Origin of the sequence: Microbacterium terrisoli, assembly GCF_030866805.1 — a bacterium.
GTDB lineage: Bacteria > Actinomycetota > Actinomycetes > Actinomycetales > Microbacteriaceae > Microbacterium > Microbacterium terrisoli.
Genome location: NZ_CP133019.1, coordinates 1,848,047 through 1,871,736 on the forward strand (window position 1 = coordinate 1,848,047; position 23,690 = coordinate 1,871,736).

Genomic DNA, 23,690 nt, shown 5'->3' on the forward strand with positions numbered 1-23,690 from the left:
GCCCGTCTCGCCGCCGGTAGCAGGCTCAGTCTGCGAACAGCGCGCGGATGTCGTCGGCGGTGAGGGCCCGGGCGAACAGATCGTCGTCGTCCATGACCGAACGGAACAGTCGCGCCTTGCGCTGCTGCAGGGCCAGCACCTTCTCTTCGATCGTGCCGGTCGAGATCAGCCGGTACACGAACACGCTGCGTGTCTGGCCGATGCGATGGGTGCGGTCCACCGCCTGCGACTCGGCAGCGGGGTTCCACCATGGATCCAGCAGGAAGACGTAATCGGCCTCCGTCAGGGTCAGGCCGAACCCGCCGGCCTTCAGGCTGATGAGGAACACCGGTGCCTGACCGTCGCGGAACGACGAGATGACATCGGCGCGCTTGCGCGTGGACCCGTCGAGGTACTCGTACGCCAGCCCCGCGGCATCCAACCTCTCGGCGGCCTGCTGCAGGAACGACGTGAACTGACTGAACACCAGGGTGCGATGACCTTCGGCGGCCAGCTCGCTCACCTGGTCGACCAGTACGTCGAGCTTGGCCGAGGGGATGCGCGCATCGGCCGGATCGATCAGGGCAGGCGACAGGCTGAGCATGCGCAGCAGCGTGAGCGAACGGAAGACGATGAACCGGTTGCGGTCCAGATCCTCGAGCAGGCCGAGCACCTTCTGCCGCTCGCGCTGGAGCACCGTGTCATACAGCGCGCGGTGGGCGGGAGCCAGCTCCACGGGCAGGATCTGCTCCTGCTTGGAGGGCAGGTCGGCGGCCACCGACTCCTTGGTGCGACGCAGCATGAGCGGGCGCACGCGTCGTCGCAGCCGCTCGAGGCGTGCGGCCCGGTAGGGCGCGCCCTCTTGGTTCTCGGGCACTTTGCCCTGTTCGATCGGCCCGATGTAGTCCTGTCGGAATCGCCGTGCGGAGGGGAACAGCCCCGGGGAGGTGAGCGAGAGCAGGGCCCAGAGTTCGGCCAGGGTGTTCTCCATCGGGGTGCCCGTGAGGGCGAAGGTCACGTCGGCGTGCAGCCGTGCCAGAGCCTTGTGCAGCTTCGTGGCCGGGTTCTTGGCGAACTGGGCCTCGTCGAGAACGACGCCCGCCCACTGCACGTCGGCGAACTCCGCCTCATCGAGGCGGACCAACGTGTAAGAGGTCACGATCACATCGACATCGAGCGGGAACGGTGCGCCGCGTCGCACGCGGGTGGCTTCGACGACCGCGACGCGCAGTCCCGGGACGAACCGGGATGCCTCGTCCCGCCAGGTGGGCAGCACAGAGGTCGGTGCCACCACGAGGAAGGGCCGCCGCTCGCCCGTCTCACGCGCGTGCGCCAAGAACGCGAGCATCTGCACCGTCTTGCCCAGCCCCATGTCGTCGGCCAGGATGCCGCCGAGGCGGTGCTCCCACAGGAACGCGAGCCAGTCGAATCCCGAGCGCTGGTACGGGCGCAGCTGGGCATGCAGAGCCTGCGGCAGGGTCGCAGGCTCGATGCGCGCCACCTCGCGCAGCCCGTCGGCTGCCGCCCGCCACGACACGGCGGGCTCGGAGACGTCGGCGAGGTCTTCGAAGTCCTCCCAGAGCGTCGTCTGATATCGGCTGATGCGCGGACCCGTCTCCCACTCGGTCAGTTCGGCTGCCTCGTCGATCAGTTCGCGCAGACGGTCCAGGGCCGGATGGGCGAGAGAGAAATACGTGCCGTCGACCAGCAGCAGCTTGGTGCGACGGGTGGCCAGCGCGGTGAACAGCGGCTGGAAGGGAATGGTCTGTCCGCCGATCGTGACGGTCACACCCAGATCGAACCAGTCCGGGTCGGCGCTCTCGACGGTCGACACCGTGATCTCGGGATCGCCGGTCAGCTCACGGTAGGCGCGCTTGCGGCCCTTGCTGACCACGCGGATGCCGTCCACCTGCTCGAGCTCGGGCACCGTGCGGGCGATGAACTCGGCAGCCTCGATCTCACGCAGCGAGCCTGCCGGTTCGAGCGGCACCGTCGCGGCCCGGGCCCACGCCTCGTCCAGCCGTGCGCGCACGGTCTGCTCGGCGTCGACGTCGCGGTCGGCCGCGGTTTCGAGGCGGGTACCGGGGTGGGTGTCCAGGTAGGGATGCCGCACGCCATCGGGATAGACCCACTCGAACGCGAATTCGACGACTTCGCGGGGCCGGAAGCGCACCGTCAACTCGAGCACGGGCGGCTTCGGCTCGGGCAGTTTCACTCCGGGCGCAGCCACCAGCGCCGTGCCGCGAGCCAACTGCGGATAGGTGGTGCGCAGGAACTCGTCGACGTCGCCGGCGGGCACCGGCATCCCGTCCGGCACCTGCAGCACATTCACCAGCGGTCCGCTCAGAGCCACCGGGGCGAGTGTCACCGCGATGCCGTCGCGGCTGACCTGCCACGCGTAGACGCCGGTGCGTGCCACCGGGCGCACCTGCCCGACGTCGACCGGCAATCCGTCGATGCGCACGTCCGCCTTCAGCCGCAAGCCCCCGTCGGACGCACTGTCGACGACGACGGAAGCCTCCGCGGCTGCGGCCAGCTGGACGCTCTGCCCCTTGGCGACCGAGACGATCGCGACTGCGTGCGCCGCAGCGGTCGCCAGATGCGGCCACAGCAGGTCGGAGGTGATCGAGCCCAGCGTGATCCAGTCCGAGACGTCCGTGAACGGGCTGAGGATGCGCTGGTCGCGGGCGATGCTGTGCAGATCCAGCAGCCACCGCACCTGGTCGGCGCGGAAGCCGAAGCTGGGGCGCCGCAACGCATCCCATGTCGCCGCCCCGCGGATCCAGTTGCCGGTCGCGGGGCTGCGCACCAGGGGTCGCAGCCCGACCAGCACCTCTCCGGTGCCCGTCGCGAGCAGTCGTGCCGTGGCCGTCGCGACCTTGCGGGGCACCCAGCTTGCACCGCCGCGAGCAGGACGGACTCGCAGCTCGACCCCCAGCGCGAGCTCGCTGCCAGTGGGGGGATCGGTGCGGGGCACCAGGTCGCGCCAGGACGACTCCGGCAGGACAGCACGGCCGGCCGGCGCCGCGGCGCCCGGTCCACCACCGCGCGAAGCCGCATCGACCGGGTGGTCCGTCGGGTCTGGCGTGCGCGTGCTCGCGGGTCTGGGCAGGGCGCGCGCAGCCTGCGCGTTGGCGGCCAGCAGGGTCGCCACGGTGTGCTTGCACGACGCCTGCATCGGACAGGTGCAGTTCGTCCACACGATGGGGCCGGCACTCCGATCGCCGTCGATGCGGATCGTCGTCCGATACGACGCCGCAGTGCTGCCGTCGACGGTGCCGGTGAGGATGCCGTTCCTGTCGTCCCACACGACCCGGCGCACCGCCCCCTGCCGGAAGTAGTCGACTCCGCGCGGGTACCCGTGGCCCTCCGCCTGGCGGCGGATCTCGTCGGGATCGACGAACGGCGGGGTCATGGCATCCATTCTCGCCGACCCGTCGGACACTGCCCGCCGGTGCGCCGGCGCCCGGCTCAGGACGAGCGGGCGATGCGCGCGAGCACGCCGTGCACGAACGCGCCGGAGTCGTCGGTCGAGAATTCCTTGGCCAGCTCCACGGCCTCATCGATCGCGACTGCGGCGGGCACCTCGTCGTTGTACAGGATCTCCCAGGTGCCGATGCGCAGCAGTGCCCGGTCGATGGTGGGCATGCGCGGCAGGCTCCAGTCGCGCGCCGAGGTCGTGATCTGCTCGTCGATCTCGCCCTGATTGTCGATGATGCCGTCCACGATCTCGCGTGCATACAGCCATGACGCCTCGCGGGCGGGCTCGTTGGCCGCACGCTTGGCCTCGGCGGCCAGCATCGTCGCCAGCGTCTCGTCTCTGACATCGGACTGGTAGAGGATGTCCATCGCGCGCTTGCGCGCCTTGGTGCGTGCGCTCATCGACGCGCGGTCAGTTGACGCGGCCGAGGTAGTCGCCCGTGCGGGTGTCGACCTTGACCTTGGTGCCGGTCTCGAGGAACAGCGGAACCTGGATCTCGTATCCGGTCTCGACGGTGGCCGCCTTCGTGCCCGCCGACGAGCGGTCCCCCTGCAGTCCGGGCTCGGTGTAGGTGATTTCGAGGATGACCGATGCGGGCATCTCGACATACAGCGGGTTGCCGTTGTGCAAGGCGATCGTCACGGACTGGTTCTCGAGCAGGAAATGCTTCGCGTCGCCGACGACGGCGCCTGCGACGGTGATCTGGTCGTAGTCGCTCGCGTCCATGAACACGAAGCCGTCGCCGTCGCTGTACAGGTAGGTGAAGTCGCGGCGGTCGACGTTCTCGATCTCGACCTTCGACCCGGCATTGAACGTCTTGTCATTGGTCTTGCCGCTGACGACGTTCTTGAGCTTGGTGCGGACGAACGCGCCGCCCTTGCCGGGCTTGACGTGCTGGAACTCCACGACGCTCCAGAGCTGGCCGTCGAGGTTGAGGACGACGCCGTTGCGGATGTCTGCGGTGGATGCCATAGGGGATGTTCCGTTTCGTGAGTTCTGCGGGCGCACGTGACGGGCCCGACGTTCGATTCTACGGGATGCCGCGTCACGGCCGCTGAGAGCGGCTCATTCAGGGACGGACCAGAGGCAGGAAGATCTCGTCGACGATCGCGACGACGGCGTCGTCGGCAAGGGGTGCCGCCGTCATCAGGAGGTCATGGCGGAACAGGTCGCTGGCCACCGTCCGCACCCGCGGAGAGAGCTTGCCGGGATCGGCTTCGCCGCGTGCGATGGCGCGCTCGAGGATCTCGTCGAGGGTGCGGCTGGAGCTTTCGCCGAACGCCCGGTTGCGGACCTCGGCGAAGGTGCGGCCGGAATCGGCGTAGTACGCACCCATGAACACGCTCATCAGCGGGGCGATCGGACTGCGCGCGGCATTGGCGGCGCGCAGCAGCGCGAGCATGTCGCCGCGGAGGGTTCCCGTGTCCGGCGTCGGAACGCGGCCGAGCTTCAAGCCGAAGGTCAACGTCGCATCCAGCAGGTCGTCCCTGCCTGCCCACCGTCGGTAGACCACAGAGCGGCTGGTCTGCGCGCGTTCGGCGACAGCGTCGATCGTGAAGCCGTGGTAGCCGTCCTCGAGAAGCTGCTCCCACGCAGCCGTCAGAATCGCCTGCTCGAGCTCTTCGCCCCGCCTGCGGCGTCCGGTTTCCGCCTCTTCAAGATCCATTTGTGTATCTTATCCCGGCGGCGTAGACTGCCGCAGCAGTAGATACACATCTGTATCTTATGTGAGGAGTTTCCGTGACTGCTTCCCCCGCAATCCCCGCCATCCCCCGCAGTGCGGTGGTCACCGCACTGAGCCTCATCGTCGGCGGGATGGCGGTCATCTTCGACAGCACGATCGTCAGCATCGCGCTGAAGACCCTCGCCACCGATCTGGATGTGCCGGTCGGCACCATCCAGTGGGTCAGCACCGCGTACCTGCTGGCCCTCGGGGTGACGATTCCCGTCGTCGGGTGGGCGCAGGCGCGTGTCGGCGGCAAACGTCTGTGGATGATCGCGCTGGTGATCTTCCTGGTCGCCTCCATCGCCTGCTCGCTGGCGTGGAATGCCGCCAGCCTGATCGCGTTCCGTGTCGTGCAGGGCATCGGCGGCGGCATCCTCATGCCGTTGATGGCCACGCTTGCGATACAGCAGGTGCCCCGCGGCGCAGCGTTCGGGCGTCTGATGGCGATGGTGAGCCTGCCCGCAGCGCTGGGGCCGATCCTCGGGCCGACCATCGGCGGGATCATCCTGCACTGGCTGGACTGGCGCTGGATGTTCTGGGTCAACGTTCCGTTCTGCCTGCTCGGGCTGCTGCTGGCCTGGCGATTCGTCCCGCGCGACGCGCCGACCGGTCGTTCACGCCTCGACCTGGTCGGGCTGCTGCTGGCCTCCCCCGGCATCGTGGGAATTCTGTACGGGATGTCGCAGGTCGGCGCGGAGGGTGGCTTCTCACGGCTGGACGTGTGGCTGCCGGCGGTCGGCGGCGTGGTGCTGCTGGCCCTGTTCGCGTGGTGGGCCGGCCGCCGTCCGGGCACGGCGCTCATCGATGTCAGACTGCTGCGACGCCGGCCGGTCGCATCGTCTGCGGTGGTCATGTTCCTGTCGGGTGCAGCGCTGTACGGCGCGATGCTGCTGCTGCCCCTGTTCTTCCAGATCCTGCACGGCGTGGACGTGCTCACCGCTGGGCTGCTGATGATTCCGCAGGGGGTCGGCGCGCTGCTCAGCCGCACCATCGCGGGCCGTCTCACCGACACCATCGGCGCGCGCATCGTCGCCATCGGCGGGTTCGCGGTGATGGGTCTGGCCACCGTTCCGTTCGCCCTCGCTGACGCCTCGACGAGCCTGTGGTGGCTGATGGCGGTGCTCTTGGTCCGTGGCCTGGGCACCGGTGCGGTCATGATCCCCGTGATGGCGGTCGCCTTCGTGGGGCTCGACCGCGACGACGTCCCGCACGCGAGCCTGATCACCCGCCTCGCTCAGCAGTTGGGCGGAGCCTTCGGCACTGCGCTGCTGGCCGTCATCCTGCAATCGGCGATCGGGTCGCACACATCGCTGACCGACCTGTCGCAGGGATTCGACACCGCGTTCTGGTGGGCTGTGGGATTCACCGTCGTGGCGATCGGCGTCTGCGTCGTGTTGCCTTCGCGCCCGCGGCCTCCCCTGGCTGAGCCCCGCGCAGAGTCTGCGGAGGTCAGCCCTCGGCCCGTCCGGCGATGACCTCCACGAGCAGGTCGACAGCCGTCGCGTAACCGTCGACTCCCTCGCCGATCACGTGGACGGCGGCGACATCGGCGACATACGAGAAGTGGCGGAACTGCTCGCGCTGCGACACATCGGAGATGTGCACTTCGGCGACCGGCAGCGCGACGCCGGTGAGCGCGTCGCGAAGCACGACCGAGGTGTGAGTGAGCCCTCCGGGATTGATCACGATGCCCGCGCAGTCCTCGCGGGCGTCGTGGATCGCATCGATCAGCACACCCTCGTGGTTGCTCTGCACGGCCCGCACGTCGAAGCCGTGGACCGCGGCGGCGTCGGACGCGATGCGCTCGACGTCGCTCAGCGTCGCGGTGCCGTAGATCTCGGGCTCGCGCACGCCGAGCAGGTTGAGGTTCGGCCCGTTGACGAGCAGGAGACGGCGGGGCATGGTCACGCCCTCACCCTATCGCCGCGTGCTCGGGTCTCAGGTCGTGCGTAAACGTCGAGATGCGCGGGCTTGCGCCGGCCGGCGCGATCACGGACGACGTCGCCCGGCATCGCCGTGACCTCCTCGCCGCTCGCATCGACGATCGCCACTCGCAGATTCGCCGTGGCGAGGATCCGGAGGAACGTGTTCACCTCGAGATCTCTGCCGCCCTCGACACGAGAGATCGCCGATTGATCGACGCCGATCTGCGTGGCAAGCTCCCGTTGGCTCAGATCCGCCAGCCGCCGCGCGCGCCGGACATACCCCGAAGTGTCGAAGACGGGTTGTGGTGCTGCCATCCGTCCATCGTGGGGCGCGCCTCCGACATCCTCACGCACACCGTGCATTGCGCTCTGAGGCGGTCGCGCGGCGCCCGGACATCGGGGAAAGCCCGGCGCGGCACTCATGTCCCGGCGATACTCACGTGTTGATGCTCCTGGCGCATCAACACGTGAGTCTGTGAAAACGACACTACGAGCTGGGCGCGATGGGCCGAGGGCCGGGATATGCCCGGTCCGGCGCCGCGTCGCGCCCACGGCATGCGAAGGTTCCGGGCAATAACGACCCCGCGGTCAGTCACGCCGGTGAAGGACACTCCGTCGCCGCGAACGCGGCGAACGAGAGGTCGGCTCACTCGCCGATCTCTTGGTAGGCGGCGAACAGCAGCGACTCATCGGGGGCCTGCATGACCGTCGGGCGTCCGATGTCATCCAGCACCACGAAGCGCAGCATCGCACCGCGCGCCTTCTTGTCACGGCGCATCGTGGCCAGCAGCGACTTCCACGAGCTCGACCGGTACGTGATCGGCAGGCCGAGCAGCCCCAGCACCGTACGGTGACGCTCCACGGCTTCGTCCGAGAGGCGACCGGCCAGGCGCGAGAGCTCCGCGGCGAACATCATCCCCACGCTCACGGCTGCGCCGTGGCGCCACTGATAGCGCTCGTTGTATTCGATCGCGTGTCCGAGCGTGTGGCCGTAGTTGAGCACCTCGCGAAGCCCGGCTTCGCGCAGATCTTCGCCGACCACGCGCGCTTTCATCTGGATCGCCAGCTCGATGCAGCGCCGGAATGCCGGGCTCGTCGGATCGATCGCGATCTGCGGGTCCGCCTCCACCAGGTCGAGGATCTCGGGATACCAGATGAATCCCGCCTTGACGACCTCGGCGAACCCGGCGATCCGCTCGTTCGTCGACAGCGAATCGAGCAGTTCGAGATCGCAGATGACGGCACGCGGCGGCCAGAACGCCCCCACGAGGTTCTTTCCCTCGTTCGTGTTGATGCCGGTCTTGCCGCCGATCCCGGCGTCGACCATGCCCAGCACCGAGGTCGGCAGCTGGATGATCTCCACCCCGCGCAGCCACGTCGCCGCCACGAAGCCGGCTAGGTCGGTCACCGCTCCCCCGCCGAAGCCGATCACCAAGTCGGTGCGTGTGAAGTCGGCCTGCCCCATCACCTGCCAGCAGAAAGAGGCCACCTCCACCCTTTTGCCGTCCTCGGCGTCGGGGATCTCAGCCAGCAGCACCTGCCGCTCGCCTTCGGAGAGCGCCTGGCGGATCTGATCGGCCGCGAACGACATCGACGGCTGATGCACCAGCAGGATCTTGCGCACATCGTCGCGAACCTCCGCGCGCAGGGTGTCGATCAGGATGCCGCGGCCGATCGTCACGTCGTACGGTCGGTCGCCGTTCACCGTGATCCGGGTCGTGCCATCGGCAGTCGCCTCAACAGCGTCATCGGAAGTCATCACGGGGCCTCGCTTTCGGATTCGACGGCTGCGGCATCCTGCGCAGCCCACTGCGCACGCACCCACTCGGCCACGCGCGCCACAATGTCGCGGATATGCCCGGTCGCCGTGTCGAAGCTCACGTCGGCCAGATCGTCGTACAGCTGCCCGCGCTCGGCGGCGACCGCCTTCCAGCGCTGCAGCGCGTCATCGCCCTGCAGCAGCGGACGGGTCGTGGACTGCAACCTCCCGGCGACCGTGCGCGGGTCCACCGTCAGCAGCACGACCGGGTGGCGCCGCAGATCGGCGCGCGTGTCGGCGTCGAGGATCGCCCCACCGCCGAGTGCCACGACGCCATCGGTGCGCAGAGCCTCGATCACCGCGGCCCGCTCCCACTCGCGGAACTGTGCCTCGCCCTCACTCGCGAAGATCTCGGGGATCGGGCCGTGAGCGCGACTGACGGCGATGTCGGTGTCGAAGAACGAGACGTGCAGTGCCTTGGCGGTCTTGCGACCGATGCTCGTCTTGCCGGCGCCCATCGGTCCGATGAGCACGACAGCCCGGCCGGTCATGCCCCGTGCAGCGCGGCGTCGCTGGCGCCAGCGGTGTGCAGCGTGGCGGGGATCGCTGCGAGGTAGCCCTCGAGGTTGCGGCGGGTCTCGGTGACGCTGTCTCCACCGAACTTCTCGAGCACCACCTGGGCCAGCACGATGGCGACCATCGCCTCGGCGACGACGCCGGACGCCGGCACCGCGCACACGTCCGAGCGCTGGTGGTGCGCCGAGGCGTCTTCGCCGGTCGCGACATCGACGGTGTGCAGCGCATGCGGGATCGTCGCGATCGGCTTCATGCCCGCCCGCACCCGCAGCGTCGTGCCCGTCGACATTCCGCCTTCGGTCCCGCCCGCCCGGTCAGATGAGCGTGTGATGCCGTCATCGGTCGCGAACAGCTCGTCGTGGGCCGCCGATCCACGCCGACGCGTGGTGTCGAACCCATCGCCGATCTCGACGCCCTTGATGGCCTGGATGCTCATCAGCGCCTGCGCGAGCCGGCCGTCGAGCTTGCGGTCCCACTGCACGTGCGAACCGAGCCCCGGAGGCAGGCCGTACGCGAGCACCTCGACGATGCCGCCGAGGGTGTCGCCGTCCTTGCGCGCCGCATCGACTTCTTCCACCATCCGTGCACTGGTGGCCGCGTCGAAGCACCGCAGCGGGTCCGCGTCCAGCGCTGCGACGTCGTCGGGATGCGGAACAGGCGACCCTTCGGGCACCTGCACCGGGCCGATGGCGAGCGTGTGACTGACCAGGCGGATGCCGAGCTCGCCGAGGAAGGACCGCGCGATCGCTCCGAGGGCGACGCGTGCCGCCGTCTCTCGCGCGCTCGCGCGCTCCAGGATCGGGCGCGCTTCGTCGAAACCGTACTTCTGCATGCCCACGAGGTCGGCGTGCCCGGGTCGAGGCCGCGTCAAGGCGGCACCGCGCCCGCGTGAGCGCTCGGTCAGCTCGACGGGCTCGGGGCTCATCACCTCGGTCCACTTGGGCCATTCGGTGTTGCCGATGCGCACCGCGATGGGACTGCCCAGACTCAGGCCGAAACGGACCCCCGTCGACAGGGTGAGCTCATCCTCTTCGAATTTCATGCGCGAGCCGCGACCATAGCCGAGCTTGCGACGGGAGAGGTCTGCCTGGATCGCCTCACGGGAGACGGGCACGCCGGCAGGCAGGCCCTCCATCAGGGCGACGAGTTCGGGGCCGTGGGATTCGCCGGCCGTGAGCACGCGGAGCATTCTCCCAGTCTCGCACGCCGCGCCGCGCGCTCAGCCCGCCATGACGGCCGCGCGCATCGCGGCCAGCACCCGGTCCTCGTCCGGCAGCGGCACATCGGGGTCGCCGCCCACGAAGACGCGCACCTGCAGCAGCGCCTGCTCGATGAGCATCCCGATCCCCGGCACCGCCGGGTCGCTGCCCCGTCGTTCCCACGCGCGAGCCAGATCCGTCGGCCAATGGCCGTACACCACGTCGTAGAGCGTCCCGCCCTCGGCGGCCACGGCGTCGGCGACCTCATCGGGCACCGCGGCACCGCCCGGCAGCGTGGCCAGTGTCAGCGGCACCGGCGACATCCGCGCGGCCTCGAGCCGCTCTGCATGCACCTCCACGCCGATCTGCGCCCCCAGTGCCTCCAGGCGGCCTGCGGCGTCGGGGCGGCGTGCCCGCACTTCCACGTGCGTCGCGCCGAGCTCTGCCAGCGCGAGCAGCGCCGATGTCGCTGTGGCTCCCGAGCCCACGAGGCGCGCGCGGTCAAGGCCTGCGAAGCCGTGTCGGCGAAGGTCGCGTGCGATACCGCCCACATCGGTGTTGAACCCGTGCGGGCCGTCACCGGCCAGCAGCAGCGTGTTCACCGCCTGCGACAGCCGGGCGCGGCTGTCGAGCGTGCGCGACGCGCGATGCGCGGCGGCCTTCAACGGCATCGTCAGCGACAGCCCGTGCAGCTGGGCGCCCAGCGACCCGAGTCGGGCGGCGAAGGATGCCTCGTCCACGCGCCTGCGATCGTACGACCAGTCGAGCCCGAGCGCGCGATAGGCCGCGGCGTGCAGCTCGGGTGACCGGCTGTGCTCGATGGGATCGCCCCAGACTTCGAGCGAGTGGCCGGAGGTCAGCATCCCGAATCAGGGTGTGCGGAGCACCACTCCCGCATCTGGGCGACCGCCTTCTCCTGCTCGGCGTAGGTCGTGCTGAACACCGTCTCGCCGGTGTCCATGTTCACGGTCACGAAGTAGAACCACGGACCCTTCACCGGGTGCATGGCAGCGTCGATGGCCAGGTCGCCGGGGCTCGCGATCGGCCCTGCCGGCAGACCGGGGCGCACGTACGTGTTCCACGGGTTCGGGTCCTTCAGCGCCGCCGACGACGAACTGGCCGAGCCGTCGTGCATCTCGCCGTAGCCGTATTGGGCCGTGGAGTCCATCTGCAGCTTGCCGCCGGTCTCGCTGTTGTTCGGCTGCAGGCGGTTCTCGATGACCCGCGAGACCTTGTAGAAGTCGTCGCTGTTGCGCGCCTCGCGCTGGATGATGGAGCCGATCGTGAGGATCCGCTGCCGGTCGGCGGCCGGTACGCCGGCCTTGTCGAGAGACTGCACCGTGCGGTCGACCATGGTCTTGATGACGTCGGATGCCGTGGCCCCGGGCGCGAACGTGTACATCGCGGGGAACAGCCAGCCTTCGAGCGTCTTCGCCTTCACACCGAACGCGGCGGGCTTCGCAGCCGCGGCCTTCAGGTCTTCCTGTGGCATCTTCAGGCTGTCGGAGACACGTTTGAGGATCTGGGTCTCGGTGAGGCCCTCAGGCAGCAGCACCGAGTTCTGCAGCTTCGAGGCCGGATCCTCCAGCGCCTTCAACGCGGCGGCCGCGGTCATCTGCTTCTGCAGCTTGTACACACCGGGATAGAACGTCGGGTTCTCGCCGGCCGAGACGAGCATGTCGTAGAAGACCGATGAGGTCTTGGTCACTCCCGCGGCATTGAGCGTCTTGGACACGCTGGCACCCGTGTCGCCGTCGACGATCGTCACGAGCGCTTCTCCATGCGCCAGGCCCGACTCGTAGTCCTGCGGCTCCTGCCATCCCATGACGGCGCGGATCTGGTCTTCGTACGTCGACCACACATACAGCGCACCCGCGCCGATGCCGGCCAACACGACCACGACGATGCCGAAGGCGATCCATCGTCCTCGGCGCTTCTGACGTTTCGTCTTCTTCGGCGGCACCGTGCCGATGCTATCGGTGCCGACCTCGCCGGTGAACAGCGCCTCGAACGACCCGCGGTGAGACGGCTCCGCGTCACCGCGGTGCAGATCCCTCGCTTCGGGCACCAAAGGGGTCGCGGCGGGGTCGTGCGTGGGCTGCGGACCGGTCAGCAGCGCCGTGAACGTGTCCGTGCGGTTCAGACGCGATGCGGAATCCCCGTCATCGGCCGGCGCTGACACGACAAGCGACTCCCGCGTCCATGCCGCGTCACCGGCGAACAGCGGATTGTCGGGCACCTGGTGCGCCCGCGTCGCCATCTCGTGCTGCAGGGTCGCCTGCCGCACCGCTTCGCGTTCGGCTTCTTCAGGATCGGCGGCCGGTTGCGCGGCTGCCGCGCGTCGAGCAGCCTCCTGCTGTGCCGCCACACGGGCCGCCCGGCGCGAGCCGGGCGCGGGTGGGGTGACGGGTCCGGTGGCAGGCGGCTCCTCGGGGGCGGGACCACCCTGGCCGGGCCAGGGGTCGTGGGGGATGTCGGGCATGTCAGGCGGGCTCCTGCGCTGGGGGAATCAGATCGCCGGCCGGCTCTGCCGTCCGTTTCTCGATGTCGAGCGCGTGCTGGAGGAAGACCACCGCGGCGACCTGATCCACAATGCTACGAGATGAACGCTGAGATCGACCGGAAGCACGCAGTGCGTTGTGCGCAGAGACCGTGCTCAGGCGCTCATCGATCACGCGCACGGGGCGAGGGGATGCCGCCGCCAGCGCCGCTGCGAATTCTCTGGCATCCGTCGTCGACGGCGTGTCGTGCCCGCTGAGGTTCAGGGGCAGCCCGACGACGAACTCGAGCGCGTCGTACTCATCGGCGATCGCCAGCAATCGGGCGATCGGCTCGCCGGCGCGCGGCACCGTCTCCACCGGCACCGCGAGCAGCCCGTCCGGGTCGCTGCGCGCGACCCCGACGCGCGCCTTTCCGACGTCGACCGCCAAGCGGATCCCGTGACGGAATCCGCTCGGCGAAACGCCGCCGTCGCTCACTTGCGCTCCACCGACGCCCGTACGGCCTCCAGCGCGGCATCGATCGCGTCACCCCGAGTGCCGCCGCCCTGCGCGACGTCGTCGCGTCCGCCGCCGCCGCCGCCGAGCACTGCGGCGGCCGTCTTCGCCAGCACGCCGGCCTTCGTGCCGCGGGCACGTGCCGCCTCGTTCGTGGCCACGATGACGACCGGTCGCCCGGCCGCTGTGGCCGCCAGCGCCACCACTGCGGCCTCGGTTCCGAGGCGGTCACGCACCTGAAGCGCGAGCGTTCGCACATCATCGCCCGAGGGCACGGCGCCGATGGATGCCGCCACCAGTCGCTGCCCGCCGACCGTGGCTGCGGTCTCGGCCAGCGCGGGCGCCCGATCGGCCAGCGCCTTCGCCTCGAACGCGGCGATCTTCTTCTCCGCCGTCTTCAGCTGAGCCGACAGGTCCGCGATACGCGCCGGCAGCTGGTCGCGCGGGGTCTTCAGAGCCGACGTCAGCTGCGACACGATCGCTCGTTCGGCCGCGAGCTCGTGGAATGCGTCCACACCCACCAGCGCCTCGACGCGACGGTGGGATGCGCCCACCGACGACTCGCCGACCAGGCTGATCAGCCCGATCTCCGCACTGGTGGACACATGCGTGCCCGCGCACAGTTCACGCGACCAGGGACCGCCGATGTCGACCATGCGCACCGTGTCGCCGTACTTCTCGCTGAACAGCGCCATGGCCCCCAAGGATTTCGCCTCCGCCAGCGGCAGCACGCGGGTGGTCACCTGCAGGTTGTCGCGCACGGCGTTGTTGGCGATCTCTTCGATCTCGCTCTTGGTCGGAGTCGACAGGGCCTGCCCCCATGCGAAGTCGAAGCGCAGATATCCCGCGCGGTTCAGCGAACCGGCCTGGGTCGCCGTGCGGCCGAGGGTGTCGCGCAGGGCCGCGTGCACGAGGTGGGTCGCGGAGTGCGCCTGCGCCGCCTGACGCCGATTCGCGGCATCCACCACGCTCGTCGCCGCCTGCCCCACGCCGACCTCGCCGTGCGAGACCTCGACGGTGTGGCTGACCAGGCCCGGCACCGGACGCTGCACGTCCAGCACGTCCAGCTCGTATCCGGGTCCGACGATGGTGCCCTTGTCGGCCACCTGCCCGCCGCTCTCGGCGTACAGCGCCGTCTCGGCGAGGATGACCTCGGCGATCTGGCCCTGTGTGGCCTGCTGTGCAGGCTGTCCGTCCACGAGGATGCCCAGCACCGTCGAGGCGGTTTCGAGGTCGGTGTATCCGGTGAAAACGGTCTCGCCGGATGCACGGAACTGCCGGTAGACGCTCTGGTCTGCCAATGCGCGCTTGCGGGACTTCGCGTCGGCCTTCGCGCGGGCCTTCTGCTCCTGCATGAGGGTGTCGAAGGACGCACGGTCCACGTCGAGTCCGGCCTCTTGCGCCACTTCGAGCGTGAGGTCGATCGGGAAGCCGTATGTGTCGTGCAGCAGGAAGGCCTCCGACCCGCTGATCGAGGTCTTCGACGCCTTCTTCGTCTCGTCGATCGCCAGGTCGAGGATCGTCGACCCGGACGCCAGCGTGCGCAGGAACGTCTCTTCTTCGGCCACTGCGTACTGCGAGATGCGGGTCCAGTCCTCCGCGACGACGGGGTAGGCCGACGCCATCGCGTCGCGTGAGGCGACGAACAGCTCGGGGAAGGTCGGGCGGTCCACGCCCAGCAGGCGCATCGCGCGCACCGTGCGGCGCATGAGCCGGCGCAGGATGTAGCCGCGGCCCTCGTTGGAGGGCGTGACGCCGTCCGAGAGCAGCATCAGCGAGGAGCGGACGTGGTCGGCGATCACACGGAATCGGATGTCGTCCTCGTGGTCGGCTCCGTAGCGGCGGCCGGAGAGGTCCACCGCGAGATCGAGCACGGGGCGCACCTGGTCGATCTCGTACATGTTCTCGACGCCCTGCTTGATGAACGCGACGCGCTCGAGCCCCATGCCGGTGTCGATGTTCTTCTTCGGCAGCGGCCCGACGACCTCGAACTCGGTCTTGGAGCGCACGTCGCGGATCTGCTCCTGCATGAACACGAGGTTCCAGATCTCGGTGAACCGGTTGTCATCGACGGCCGGTCCCCCGTCACGCCCGTACGCGGGCCCGCGGTCGAAGTAGATCTCCGAACAGGGGCCTCCGGGCCCGGGCTGACCGGTGTGCCAGTAGTTGTCCTCTTTGCCCATCCGCTGGATGCGCTCCTCGGGCAGGCCCGCGATGCGCTTCCACAGCTCTGCCGCGTCGTCGTCGCCTTCATAGACGGTGACCCAGAGGTCCTTCTCGTCGAAGCCGAGGCCGCCCGCCGTCTCAGGGCTGGTCAGCAGCTCCCATGCGTAGGCGATGGCACCCTCTTTGAAGTAGTCGCCGAACGACCAGTTGCCCAGCATCTGGAAGAACGTGCCGTGGCGTGCGGTGTGCCCGACCTCTTCGATGTCGAGCGTGCGGATGCACTTCTGCACATCAGCAGCGCGCGGGTACGGCGCGGGAACGAGGCCGCTCAGGTACGGGATGAACGGCACCATGCCGGCGATCGTGAACAGGATCGACGGGTCGTCGCTGACCAGAGACGCCGACGGGACGATGACATGGTCGTTCTTCTCGAAAAAGTCGAGGTAGCGCTGGGCGATCTCAGCGGTCTTCATGCGGGTCTTTCAGGGTCGAAGCCACCGCCGGCGCACAGCGCCGCACGGACGGGCGGGTGTCAGAGAGCGGGTGCCGGCGGGGATGGCGCGGTGGTGGCGTCCGACGCCCCGGCCAGCCGCGCGTCCTGTTCGCGATAGGCGTCGCTGATCCGGTCGGAGAACTGCGCGATACGTGCGTCGAGCTCGGCGAGCACCTCATGACCGCGGGGGTCGCGGTCCACGAAGTGGGCCAGGACGAACCCGCCGGCGATGCCGAACAGGAACCACAGGAGCTTCTTCATGTCATCCCTTCCGCGCGCGCTCCACCGGGAGGGCGGGTGCGGCATCCCCCATCGTATGCGGTGATGCGAAGGGGCGCCGGGGTGTTCCCGGCGCCCCTTCGATCAGGTCGCCGTGCGACCGGATCTGTGTGCGTCAGCGCGCTGCGTAGTATTCGACGACGAGCTGAACTTCACACGTGACCGGCACCTCGGCGCGCTTCGGGCGACGCACCAGGCGTGCCTGCAGCTTGTCGAGGTCGACCTCGAGGTAGCCCGGAACGGGGGGAAGCACCTCGGCGTTGCCGCCCGCGGCTGCGACCTGGAAGGGCTCGGTGCCCTCGCTGCGCTGCTTGACGTGGATGAGCTGGCCCGGCTTCACCCGGAACGACGGGCGGTCGACGAGCTGGCCGTCGACCATGATGTGACGGTGCACGACGAACTGGCGGGCCTGCGCGGTGGTGCGGGCGAAGCCGGCACGCAGCACGAGGGCGTCCAGACGCATCTCGAGCAGCTCGACGAGGTTCTCACCGGTCAGGCCGTCCTTGCGACGCGCTTCACTGAAGGCGATGCGCAGCTGCTTCTCGCGGATGCCGTACTGCTCACGCAGACGCTGCTTCTCGCGCAGACGGACGGCGTAGTCGCTGTCCTGCTTGCGCTTGGTGCGGCCGTGCTCGCCGGGGCCGTAGGGGCGCTTGTCGAGGTAGCGCGCGGCCTTGGGTGTCAGCGCCACGCCGAGGGCGCGGGACAGGCGGACCTTGCGGCGGTCCTGGGACTTCGATGCCACGAAGTGTTCCTTCCATGACGCGGCCGTGACGATCACGACTCGCGGACGTATCACCCGACTCCGCCCTTCGAAGCCGCACGCCGGGGCGCACCAGAAGGTTGTACAGGAGGAGGGGGATGCCCGAAAACCCGGTTTCGAGCCGATTCATGCTATCAGACCCGGCTGATCTCTCGCCCGGGACCAGGCGAGCGGGCTGCGTCTCACTCCCCCAGGATCCGGCGGATCTTCTCCAGTCGCGCCTGCACGTCGCGCTCGGCCCCGAGGGGCTTGGGCTCGTAGTACCGGGTGCCGCGCAGCTCGTCGGGAAGATACTGCTGCGCCGACACGCCGATCGCGCTGTCGTGGGGATACACGTAACCCTTGCCGTGCCCGAGCCGCTTCGCTCCCGCATAGTGCGCGTCGCGCAGGTGCTTCGGCACCCGGCCGAATCCGCCGGCGCGCACATCGGCGATCGCCTTGTCGATGGCCAGGTACGCCGCGTTGGACTTCGCCGTCGTGGCGAGATAGGCGGTCGCCTCGGCGAGCGGAATGCGCCCTTCCGGCATCCCGATGAAGGCGACCGCGTCGGCCGCGGCGACCGCGATCTGCAGTGCCTGCGGGTCGGCCAGGCCGATGTCTTCGGCCGCAGAGATCACCAGCCGCCGCGCGATGAACCGCGGGTCCTCCCCCGCCTCGATCATCCGCGCCAGATAGTGCATCGACGCGTCGACGTCCGATCCCCGGATCGACTTGATGAATGCGCTGATGACGTCGTAGTGCTCGTCGCCCTGTTTGTCGTAGCGCAGCAGCGCCTTGTCGACGGCTTGTGCCACCGCCTCGGCGGTGATCGCAGGCTTCGCGTCGCCGTCGGTGTCGGCGATGGATGCCGCGGCCTCCAGCGACGTCAGCGCCCGGCGCGCGTCGCCCGACGCGAGACGCACGAGCGCCGAGCGGGCAGCGTCGTCGAGCCGGACGGCATCGGCGAGGCCGCGCGGATCGGTCACGGCCCGATCGATCAGCAGTCCGACGTCCTCGTCGGAGAGAGGCTGCAAGGTCAGCAGCAGCGATCGGGACAGCAGCGGAGAGATGACCGAGAACGACGGGTTCTCGGTGGTCGCGGCGATCAGGACCACCCAGCCGTTCTCCACGCCGGGCAGCAGGGCATCCTGCTGAGCCTTCGTGAATCGGTGGATCTCGTCGAGGAACAGGATCGTGGACTGCCCGTACAGGTCGCGCTGGTTCAAGGCATCCTGCATCACCTCGCGAACGTCGCGCACCCCTGCGGTCACCGCCGAAAGCTCGACGAACCGTCGTCCCGACGACCGCGCGATCGCCTGCGCCAGGGTCGTCTTGCCCGTACCGGGTGGGCCCCACAGGATCACCGAGACGGCCGAGGTCGACGCCGCACCGGGGTCGGCGAGCTTGACCAGCGGCGAGCCTGCGCGCAGCAGATGCTGCTGACCGGCCACCTCGTCCAGCGACGTCGGGCGCATGCGCACCGCCAGCGGGGTCTGACCGCCGAACAGCGCGCTGGGCGGGGCGCTGTTCGATGCGCTGGAGCGGGCACTGGACGATGTCACCGATCCAGGCTATCCGCCGCCGGTGACATGGCCGCCTCCGACGCCTGCGCGCGCGCCTTCTTTGGCGCCGGCCTCACGCGTTGCATAGGATCGTCGCGACCGGCGCTGGCCGGGATCGACACCCGAGAAGAGCCCGAGAAGCCCTAAGAAGGAGGCACTGTGGCCGCCGGTGGCAAGAGAAAGGACGGGCGCACGCAGCGAGAGCGTGCGCGCGTGTACGAGGCACGCAAGGAGTACAACGCGGGCCGCGTGCGCCGGCGCACCCGCGACAACGTGATCGGTGGGATCGCCGGTGGTGTGCTGCTGCTGGTCATCGCAGGCGCGCAGGTCGCCTATTACACGGCGGGGCCGGGCAAGACCGCTCCCGAACCAACCCACAGCCCGACGCCGGCCGTGACCGCTCCAGCTCCTGTCGAGACCACCCCTGCCCCCACAACCACTCCGTGACCGGCGCGATTCCCGTACTAGGCTTGTGACCCGTCCATCCCCCGCAGACGGCGCAAGCCGTGATGAGGTGCAACACGTGACTGCCGACGCAGACAACACTCCCGTTCCCACGCCGGTCCCCGGCCCGCCGTCCCCTGCCGCCAGAGCGCGGCTTGCGGCAGCAGCCGACGCGCCCGTCGACGTCGAGCCCTGGGGTCGTGTCGATGACAGCGGCGTCGTCTCCGTGCGCGAGGGCACGCAGTGGCGCGTCGTCGGAGAGTACCCGGACGGCACGCCAGCCGAGGCACTGGCCTATTTCGAGCGCAAATTCGTGGACCTGGCCGGCGAGGTGTCACTGCTGGAAGCGCGCCACCGCGGCGGCGGTGCGTCCGCGTCGGACCTGCGCAGCACGGCCACGACCGTGCGCGAGAAGACAGTGGATGCCGCGGCCGTCGGTGACCTGGCCTCGCTGCAGCGGCGCATCGATACGCTGCTGGCGGAGTTGGAAGAGGCCGCCGTCGTCGAGAGCGCGGCCGCCCGCGAGGCCGTCGACGCGGCCATCGCCGAACGGACCTCTCTGGTCGAGCACGTGGAAGCCCTCGCCGCTCGCGATCCGAAGTCTGTGCAGTGGAAGCAGACCACGGCCGAGCTGGCCGAGCTGTTCGCCCAGTGGCAGGCGCAGCAGCAGAGCAGCCCGCGACTGCCGAAGTCGGCAGCGCAGAAGCTCTGGAAGCGCTTCCGTGACGCACGCGCCACGATCGACCGCCAGCGCCGCGAGTTCTACGCCGAACTGGACGAGACGCACAAGGCCGCACGTGCGCGCAAGACCGCGCTGGTCGAGCGCGCCGAAGCCCTCGCGCCGCGCGGCGAGGACGGCATTCCGGCCTATCGGGACCTGCTGGACTCGTGGAAGGCAGCCGGGCGTGCCGGCAAGAAGGCCGACGACGCCCTCTGGGCGCGGTTCAAGGCAGCCGGCGACGCGCTGTACGGCGCGCGCGTAGAGCGCGAGACCGCCGAGGTCGAGGCATCCCGCGAGAAGATCGAGGCCAAGCGCGCGCTGCTCGAAGAGGCCGCTCCGATCCTCGACGAGTCCGACATTGCGAAGGCTCGCGCTGCGCTGACCGGCATCCAGCGTCGCTGGGACGAGATCGGTCGTGTGTTCCCCCGCGACAAGGAGCGTGCCCTCGACGAGGACCTGCGCAAGATCGAGGTCAACGTCCGCGGCCGTGAAGACGCCGACTGGAAGCGCAACAACCCCGAGACCAAGGCGCGCACGAACGACATGACCCGCCAGCTCACCGACGCGATCGCAAAGCTCGAGCAGGAGCTGCAGGATGCCGAAGCCGCCGGCGACGCGAAAGCCACCGCCGAAGCATCTGAGGCCCTCCAGGCCCGCAAGGCATGGCTGAAGGCCGTCGGCGGCTGAGGCGATGCGCCGGAGGTTGTCCACAGGCCGGCGTCGGGTGAGCACGCGTCAGCCCTGCAATGGGCGAGACTTCCGGTGTGGGTTCACCGTTCCTCTACTTCCCCGGTCAGCGGCTGTCGCGCGCCGAGCTCTCCGCTGCCTGCCTGGACGGGCACCTCGTCGAGATCGGCGAGGGCTACCTCCCCGCTGACGCGGTGGAGACCAGGGCGCTGCGGGCCGGCTCACTCGCACCCCTGTTGTCGGACGCGTACGCGCTGACCCACCTGAGCGCCGCGTGGGTGCACGGCGCGCTGGCCGAGCCGCCCGCGCGGCACCGTGCCCATCGGGTGATGGGCCCCCGACCCCACTACGTGCTCAGCCGGCGTCTCGCGCGCCACGATCAGCCGGTGGCGCATTCAGACCTCATCCGCACCGGCGGCGTGTGGGTGACCACGGCCGGGCGCACCCTCGCAGACCTCGCCCGTGAGCCCACCGATGCGCATCTGGCCGCCGCACGTCTGATGGTCGCCGTCGATGCCGTCCGTGTCGCCGACGGCATCGCGTGGCTGACCCACTCGGGCCCTGTGCACAACAAGCGCCCCGCGCTGGCGCTGCTGCGCGCGTGGGCGGGCGGACACGGCGAGCCGCTCACCCGGAGGTGACGCGGTAGACGTCGTAAACGGCGTCGATGCGCCGTACGGCGTTCAGCACGCGATCCAGGTGCACCGTGTCGCCCATCTCGAACACGAAGCGGCTCAGTGCCAGCCGATCGTCGCTCGTGGTCACCGATGCAGACAGGATGTTCACGTGATGCTCGCTGAGTACGCGTGTCACATCGCTGAGCAGGCCCGACCTGTCGAGGGCCTCGACCTGGATCTGCACGAGGAACACGCTCTTGGTGGTCGGGGCCCACTCGACCTCGATCAGCCGCTCAGGATCCTTCATGAGGGCCTTCACGTTCGTGCAGTCAGCCCGGTGCACCGACACTCCGCTGCCCCGGGTGACGAAGCCGACGATCTGGTCGCCGGGCACCGGGGTGCAGCACTTGGCGAGTTTGACCAGGATGTCGGAGGCCCCGCGAACGAGAATGCCCGAGTCGCTCCCCCCGCGCGATGACCGCGGCTTGCCGCCCACCGGCGGCAGCTCGATGGCGCCCGTGGCGGTCTCTTCGACCGTCACCAGCGCCGTGACCTTCTCGAGCACCGACTGCGTCGACACGTGGCCCTCACCCACCGCCGCATACAGCGCCGACACGTCTTCGTAACGCAGTTGCTGCGCCACCTCGGCGAACGAGTCCTGGCTCATCAGTCGCTGCAGGGGCAGATTCTGCCGGCGCATCGCGCGTGCGATCGCCTCTTTGCCCTGCTCGATGGCCTCTTCGCGGCGCTCCTTCGTGAACCAACCGCGGATCTTGCTGCGCGCTCGGGTGCTCTTGACGAACGCGAGCCAGTCCTGGCTCGGGCCGGCATCCGGATTCTTCGACGTGAAGACCTCGACGACATCCCCCGAGTGCAGCTCGGACTCCAACGGCACCAGACGGCCGTTGACCTTCGCGCCCATGGTGCGGTGACCGATCTCGGTGTGCACCGCGTACGCGAAGTCGACAGGCGTCGCCCCGGCGGGCATCCCGATGACCCGCCCCTTCGGGGTGAAGACATACACCTCTTTCGCGCCGATCTCGAAGCGCAGTGAGTCGAGGAACTCCCCCGGGTCGGCGGTCTCGGCCTGCCAGTCCGAGATGCGGGCCAGCCAGGCCATCTCGGCGTCGCTGGCGCGCCCGTCGTCCTTGCCGCCGTTCATGCGCTCTTTGTACTTCCAGTGCGCAGCCACGCCGTACTCAGCCTGCTGGTTCATCTCGTGTGTGCGGATCTGGATCTCGACGGTGCGCCCGCCCGGCCCGATCACCGTCGTGTGCAACGACTGGTAGAGATTGAACTTCGGGGTCGCGATGTAGTCCTTGAACCGGCCCGGCAGCGGCGTCCACCGCGCATGGATCGCGCCCAGCACTGCGTAGCAGTCGCGAACGGTGTTCACGAGCACCCGGATGCCGATGAGGTCGTAGATGTCGTCGAACTCGCGTCCGCGCACGATCATCTTCTGGTACACCGAATACAGCTGCTTCGGCCGACCCTTGACCTGGCCTCGGATGCGCAGCTCGCGCAGGTCGGCCTCCACATCATGGATCACGCTCTGCACGTACTGCTCACGCTGCGGGGTGCGCTGCTTGACCAGGCTGTCGATCTCGGCGTACAGCTTGGGCTGCAGCACGGCGAACGAGAGGTCCTCGAGCTCGGCCTTGATCGCCTGGATGCCGAGCCGGTGGGCCAGCGGGGCATAGATCTCCAGCGTTTCGGTGGCCTTCTTGCGGGCCTTCTCCGGCGGGACGAAGCCCCACGTGCGCGCGTTGTGCAGACGGTCGGCGAGCTTGATCAGCAGAACCCGGATGTCGCGCGACATCGCGACGATCATCTTGCGCACGGTCTCGGCCTGCGCGCTCTCGCCGTATTTCACCTTGTCGAGTTTGGTCACGCCGTCCACGAGCATGGCGACCTCGTCGCCGTACTCCTGCGTCAGACGGTCCAGCCCGTAGTCGGTGTCTTCAACCGTGTCGTGCAGCAGAGCCGCGGCCACCGCACGCGGACCGAGGCCCAGATCGGCGAGGATCTGCGCGACGGCCAGCGGATGCGTGATGTACGGCTCTCCGCTCTGGCGCACCTGACCGGTGTGCGCGCCATCAGCCGTGGCGTATGCGCGCTCGATGACCGACAGATCGCCCTTGGGGTGATGGGCGCGCACCGTGCGGATCAGCTGCTCGACGTCATCACGGCGAGCAGCGCGGGAGAAGATGCGTGGCACGAGCCGACGCAGCGACGAACTCTGCCCGGTGGGGACGGTCTCGGTCATCGCGTGACCCCCCTCCCCGTCGATCCGACAATCCTACGCCCGGGCGGGCTCCCGCCCGCCCGGTGTCGCGCC

At 69.2% G+C, this 23,690-nt stretch carries 21 protein-coding genes; 4 read left to right on the forward strand and 17 right to left on the reverse strand.

Annotated features, from left to right (window positions below; genetic code table 11):
* Positions 1–25 precede the first annotated feature (25 nt).
* From QU603_RS07910 to QU603_RS07925, 4 genes are all read right to left on the reverse strand, one after another.
* Positions 26–3,394 carry a DEAD/DEAH box helicase gene (locus tag QU603_RS07910; protein ID WP_308490856.1) on the reverse strand — a complete coding sequence of 1,123 codons (3,369 nt, stop codon included), beginning with the start codon at positions 3,392–3,394 and terminating at the stop codon, positions 26–28.
* A gap of 56 nt (positions 3,395–3,450) precedes the next feature.
* Positions 3,451–3,861, reverse strand: a complete 411-nt coding sequence (gene nusB / locus QU603_RS07915) for a transcription antitermination factor NusB (RefSeq protein ID WP_308490857.1) — start codon at positions 3,859–3,861, stop codon at positions 3,451–3,453.
* Positions 3,862–3,871: 10 nt separating this feature from the next.
* Complete coding sequence (gene efp, locus QU603_RS07920; RefSeq protein WP_308490858.1) at positions 3,872–4,432, reverse strand: elongation factor P; 561 nt, start codon at positions 4,430–4,432, stop codon at positions 3,872–3,874.
* Positions 4,433–4,529: 97 nt separating this feature from the next.
* Positions 4,530–5,126 (reverse strand): TetR/AcrR family transcriptional regulator, encoded by a 597-nt coding sequence (locus QU603_RS07925; protein WP_308490859.1) that lies wholly within the window; start codon positions 5,124–5,126, stop codon positions 4,530–4,532.
* Between the two features lie 74 nt (positions 5,127–5,200).
* Between QU603_RS07925 and QU603_RS07930 the strand changes: the two genes are divergently transcribed.
* Positions 5,201–6,661, forward strand: coding sequence for an MDR family MFS transporter (locus QU603_RS07930; protein ID WP_308490860.1), 1,461 nt, complete (start codon positions 5,201–5,203; stop codon positions 6,659–6,661).
* Here the strand turns inward: QU603_RS07930 and QU603_RS07935 are convergent.
* The 12 genes from QU603_RS07935 to QU603_RS07990 all read right to left on the reverse strand — a co-directional run bounded on the left by QU603_RS07935 (position 6,636) and on the right by QU603_RS07990 (position 18,796).
* Positions 6,636–7,094 (reverse strand): type II 3-dehydroquinate dehydratase, encoded by a 459-nt coding sequence (locus tag QU603_RS07935; protein WP_308490861.1) that lies wholly within the window; start codon positions 7,092–7,094, stop codon positions 6,636–6,638. The two genes, QU603_RS07930 and QU603_RS07935, sit on opposite strands and share 26 nt — an antisense overlap.
* Positions 7,091–7,426, reverse strand: coding sequence for a helix-turn-helix domain-containing protein (locus tag QU603_RS07940; RefSeq protein WP_308490862.1), 336 nt, complete (start codon positions 7,424–7,426; stop codon positions 7,091–7,093). The genes QU603_RS07935 and QU603_RS07940 overlap by 4 nt, the downstream gene beginning before the upstream one ends.
* A 331-nt stretch (positions 7,427–7,757) precedes the next feature.
* Positions 7,758–8,870 (reverse strand): 3-dehydroquinate synthase, encoded by a 1,113-nt coding sequence (gene aroB, locus QU603_RS07945; RefSeq protein ID WP_308493977.1) that lies wholly within the window; start codon positions 8,868–8,870, stop codon positions 7,758–7,760.
* Positions 8,870–9,421 (reverse strand): shikimate kinase, encoded by a 552-nt coding sequence (locus tag QU603_RS07950; RefSeq protein ID WP_308490863.1) that lies wholly within the window; start codon positions 9,419–9,421, stop codon positions 8,870–8,872. Before QU603_RS07950 ends, aroB begins: the two co-directional genes overlap by 1 nt.
* On the reverse strand, positions 9,418–10,635 hold the full coding sequence (aroC, locus tag QU603_RS07955) for a chorismate synthase (protein ID WP_308490864.1): 1,218 nt from the start codon (positions 10,633–10,635) through the stop codon (positions 9,418–9,420). The genes QU603_RS07950 and aroC overlap by 4 nt, the downstream gene beginning before the upstream one ends.
* 30 nt (positions 10,636–10,665) lie before the next feature.
* The gene (locus QU603_RS07960; protein WP_308490865.1) at positions 10,666–11,508 is read right to left on the reverse strand and encodes a shikimate dehydrogenase; all 843 of its coding nucleotides are present in this window, start codon (positions 11,506–11,508) and stop codon (positions 10,666–10,668) included.
* Complete coding sequence (gene mltG, locus QU603_RS07965) at positions 11,502–13,127, reverse strand: endolytic transglycosylase MltG (RefSeq protein ID WP_308490866.1); 1,626 nt, start codon at positions 13,125–13,127, stop codon at positions 11,502–11,504. The genes QU603_RS07960 and mltG overlap by 7 nt, the downstream gene beginning before the upstream one ends.
* Position 13,128: 1 nt before the next feature.
* Entirely contained in the window at positions 13,129–13,623 is a 495-nt protein-coding gene (gene ruvX / locus QU603_RS07970) for a Holliday junction resolvase RuvX (protein WP_308490867.1), read from the reverse strand.
* A complete protein-coding gene (gene alaS / locus QU603_RS07975; protein ID WP_308490868.1) occupies positions 13,620–16,280 on the reverse strand; it encodes an alanine--tRNA ligase in 2,661 nt (886 codons plus the stop codon). The genes ruvX and alaS overlap by 4 nt, the downstream gene beginning before the upstream one ends.
* A gap of 59 nt (positions 16,281–16,339) precedes the next feature.
* A complete protein-coding gene (locus QU603_RS07980; protein WP_308490869.1) occupies positions 16,340–16,561 on the reverse strand; it encodes a hypothetical protein in 222 nt (73 codons plus the stop codon).
* Positions 16,562–16,694: 133 nt separating this feature from the next.
* Positions 16,695–17,324 carry a 30S ribosomal protein S4 gene (rpsD, locus tag QU603_RS07985; RefSeq protein WP_308490870.1) on the reverse strand — a complete coding sequence of 210 codons (630 nt, stop codon included), beginning with the start codon at positions 17,322–17,324 and terminating at the stop codon, positions 16,695–16,697.
* 200 nt (positions 17,325–17,524) lie between these two features.
* Entirely contained in the window at positions 17,525–18,796 is a 1,272-nt protein-coding gene (locus tag QU603_RS07990) for a replication-associated recombination protein A (RefSeq protein ID WP_308493978.1), read from the reverse strand.
* A gap of 246 nt (positions 18,797–19,042) precedes the next feature.
* Between QU603_RS07990 and QU603_RS07995 the strand changes: the two genes are divergently transcribed.
* From QU603_RS07995 to QU603_RS08005, 3 genes are all read left to right on the forward strand, one after another.
* A complete protein-coding gene (locus QU603_RS07995; protein ID WP_308490871.1) occupies positions 19,043–19,330 on the forward strand; it encodes a dioxygenase in 288 nt (95 codons plus the stop codon).
* Positions 19,331–19,406: 76 nt separating this feature from the next.
* Positions 19,407–20,735: a DUF349 domain-containing protein gene (locus QU603_RS08000; RefSeq protein WP_308490872.1), complete on the forward strand. Its 1,329-nt coding sequence runs from the start codon at positions 19,407–19,409 to the stop codon at positions 20,733–20,735.
* A gap of 77 nt (positions 20,736–20,812) precedes the next feature.
* Complete coding sequence (locus QU603_RS08005; RefSeq protein WP_308490873.1) at positions 20,813–21,376, forward strand: hypothetical protein; 564 nt, start codon at positions 20,813–20,815, stop codon at positions 21,374–21,376.
* Here QU603_RS08005 and QU603_RS08010 read toward each other — a convergent pair.
* Positions 21,363–23,618 carry a RelA/SpoT family protein gene (locus tag QU603_RS08010; protein ID WP_308490874.1) on the reverse strand — a complete coding sequence of 752 codons (2,256 nt, stop codon included), beginning with the start codon at positions 23,616–23,618 and terminating at the stop codon, positions 21,363–21,365. The two genes, QU603_RS08005 and QU603_RS08010, sit on opposite strands and share 14 nt — an antisense overlap.
* Positions 23,619–23,690: the final 72 nt, after the last annotated feature.

Bases quoted from the DNA above. Each gene is read 5' to 3' on its own strand.
- QU603_RS07910 (WP_308490856.1), bottom strand. From the start codon at position 3,394: ATGACCCCGCCGTTCGTCGATCCCGACGAGATCCGCCGCCAGGCGGAG.
- aroB (WP_308493977.1), bottom strand. From the start codon at position 8,870: ATGACTTCCGATGACGCTGTTGAGGCGACTGCCGATGGCACGACCCGG.
- mltG (WP_308490866.1), bottom strand. From the start codon at position 13,127: ATGCCCGACATCCCCCACGACCCCTGGCCCGGCCAGGGTGGTCCCGCC.
- efp (WP_308490858.1), bottom strand. From the start codon at position 4,432: ATGGCATCCACCGCAGACATCCGCAACGGCGTCGTCCTCAACCTCGAC.
- QU603_RS08010 (WP_308490874.1), bottom strand. From the start codon at position 23,618: ATGACCGAGACCGTCCCCACCGGGCAGAGTTCGTCGCTGCGTCGGCTC.
- QU603_RS07960 (WP_308490865.1), bottom strand. From the start codon at position 11,508: ATGCTGACCTCCGGCCACTCGCTCGAAGTCTGGGGCGATCCCATCGAG.
- QU603_RS07940 (WP_308490862.1), bottom strand. From the start codon at position 7,426: ATGGCAGCACCACAACCCGTCTTCGACACTTCGGGGTATGTCCGGCGC.
- aroC (WP_308490864.1), bottom strand. From the start codon at position 10,635: ATGCTCCGCGTGCTCACGGCCGGCGAATCCCACGGCCCCGAACTCGTC.
- QU603_RS07950 (WP_308490863.1), bottom strand. From the start codon at position 9,421: ATGACCGGCCGGGCTGTCGTGCTCATCGGACCGATGGGCGCCGGCAAG.
- QU603_RS07980 (WP_308490869.1), bottom strand. From the start codon at position 16,561: ATGAAGAAGCTCCTGTGGTTCCTGTTCGGCATCGCCGGCGGGTTCGTC.
- QU603_RS07990 (WP_308493978.1), bottom strand. From the start codon at position 18,796: ATGCGCCCGACGTCGCTGGACGAGGTGGCCGGTCAGCAGCATCTGCTG.
- alaS (WP_308490868.1), bottom strand. From the start codon at position 16,280: ATGAAGACCGCTGAGATCGCCCAGCGCTACCTCGACTTTTTCGAGAAG.
- QU603_RS07925 (WP_308490859.1), bottom strand. From the start codon at position 5,126: ATGGATCTTGAAGAGGCGGAAACCGGACGCCGCAGGCGGGGCGAAGAG.
- nusB (WP_308490857.1), bottom strand. From the start codon at position 3,861: ATGAGCGCACGCACCAAGGCGCGCAAGCGCGCGATGGACATCCTCTAC.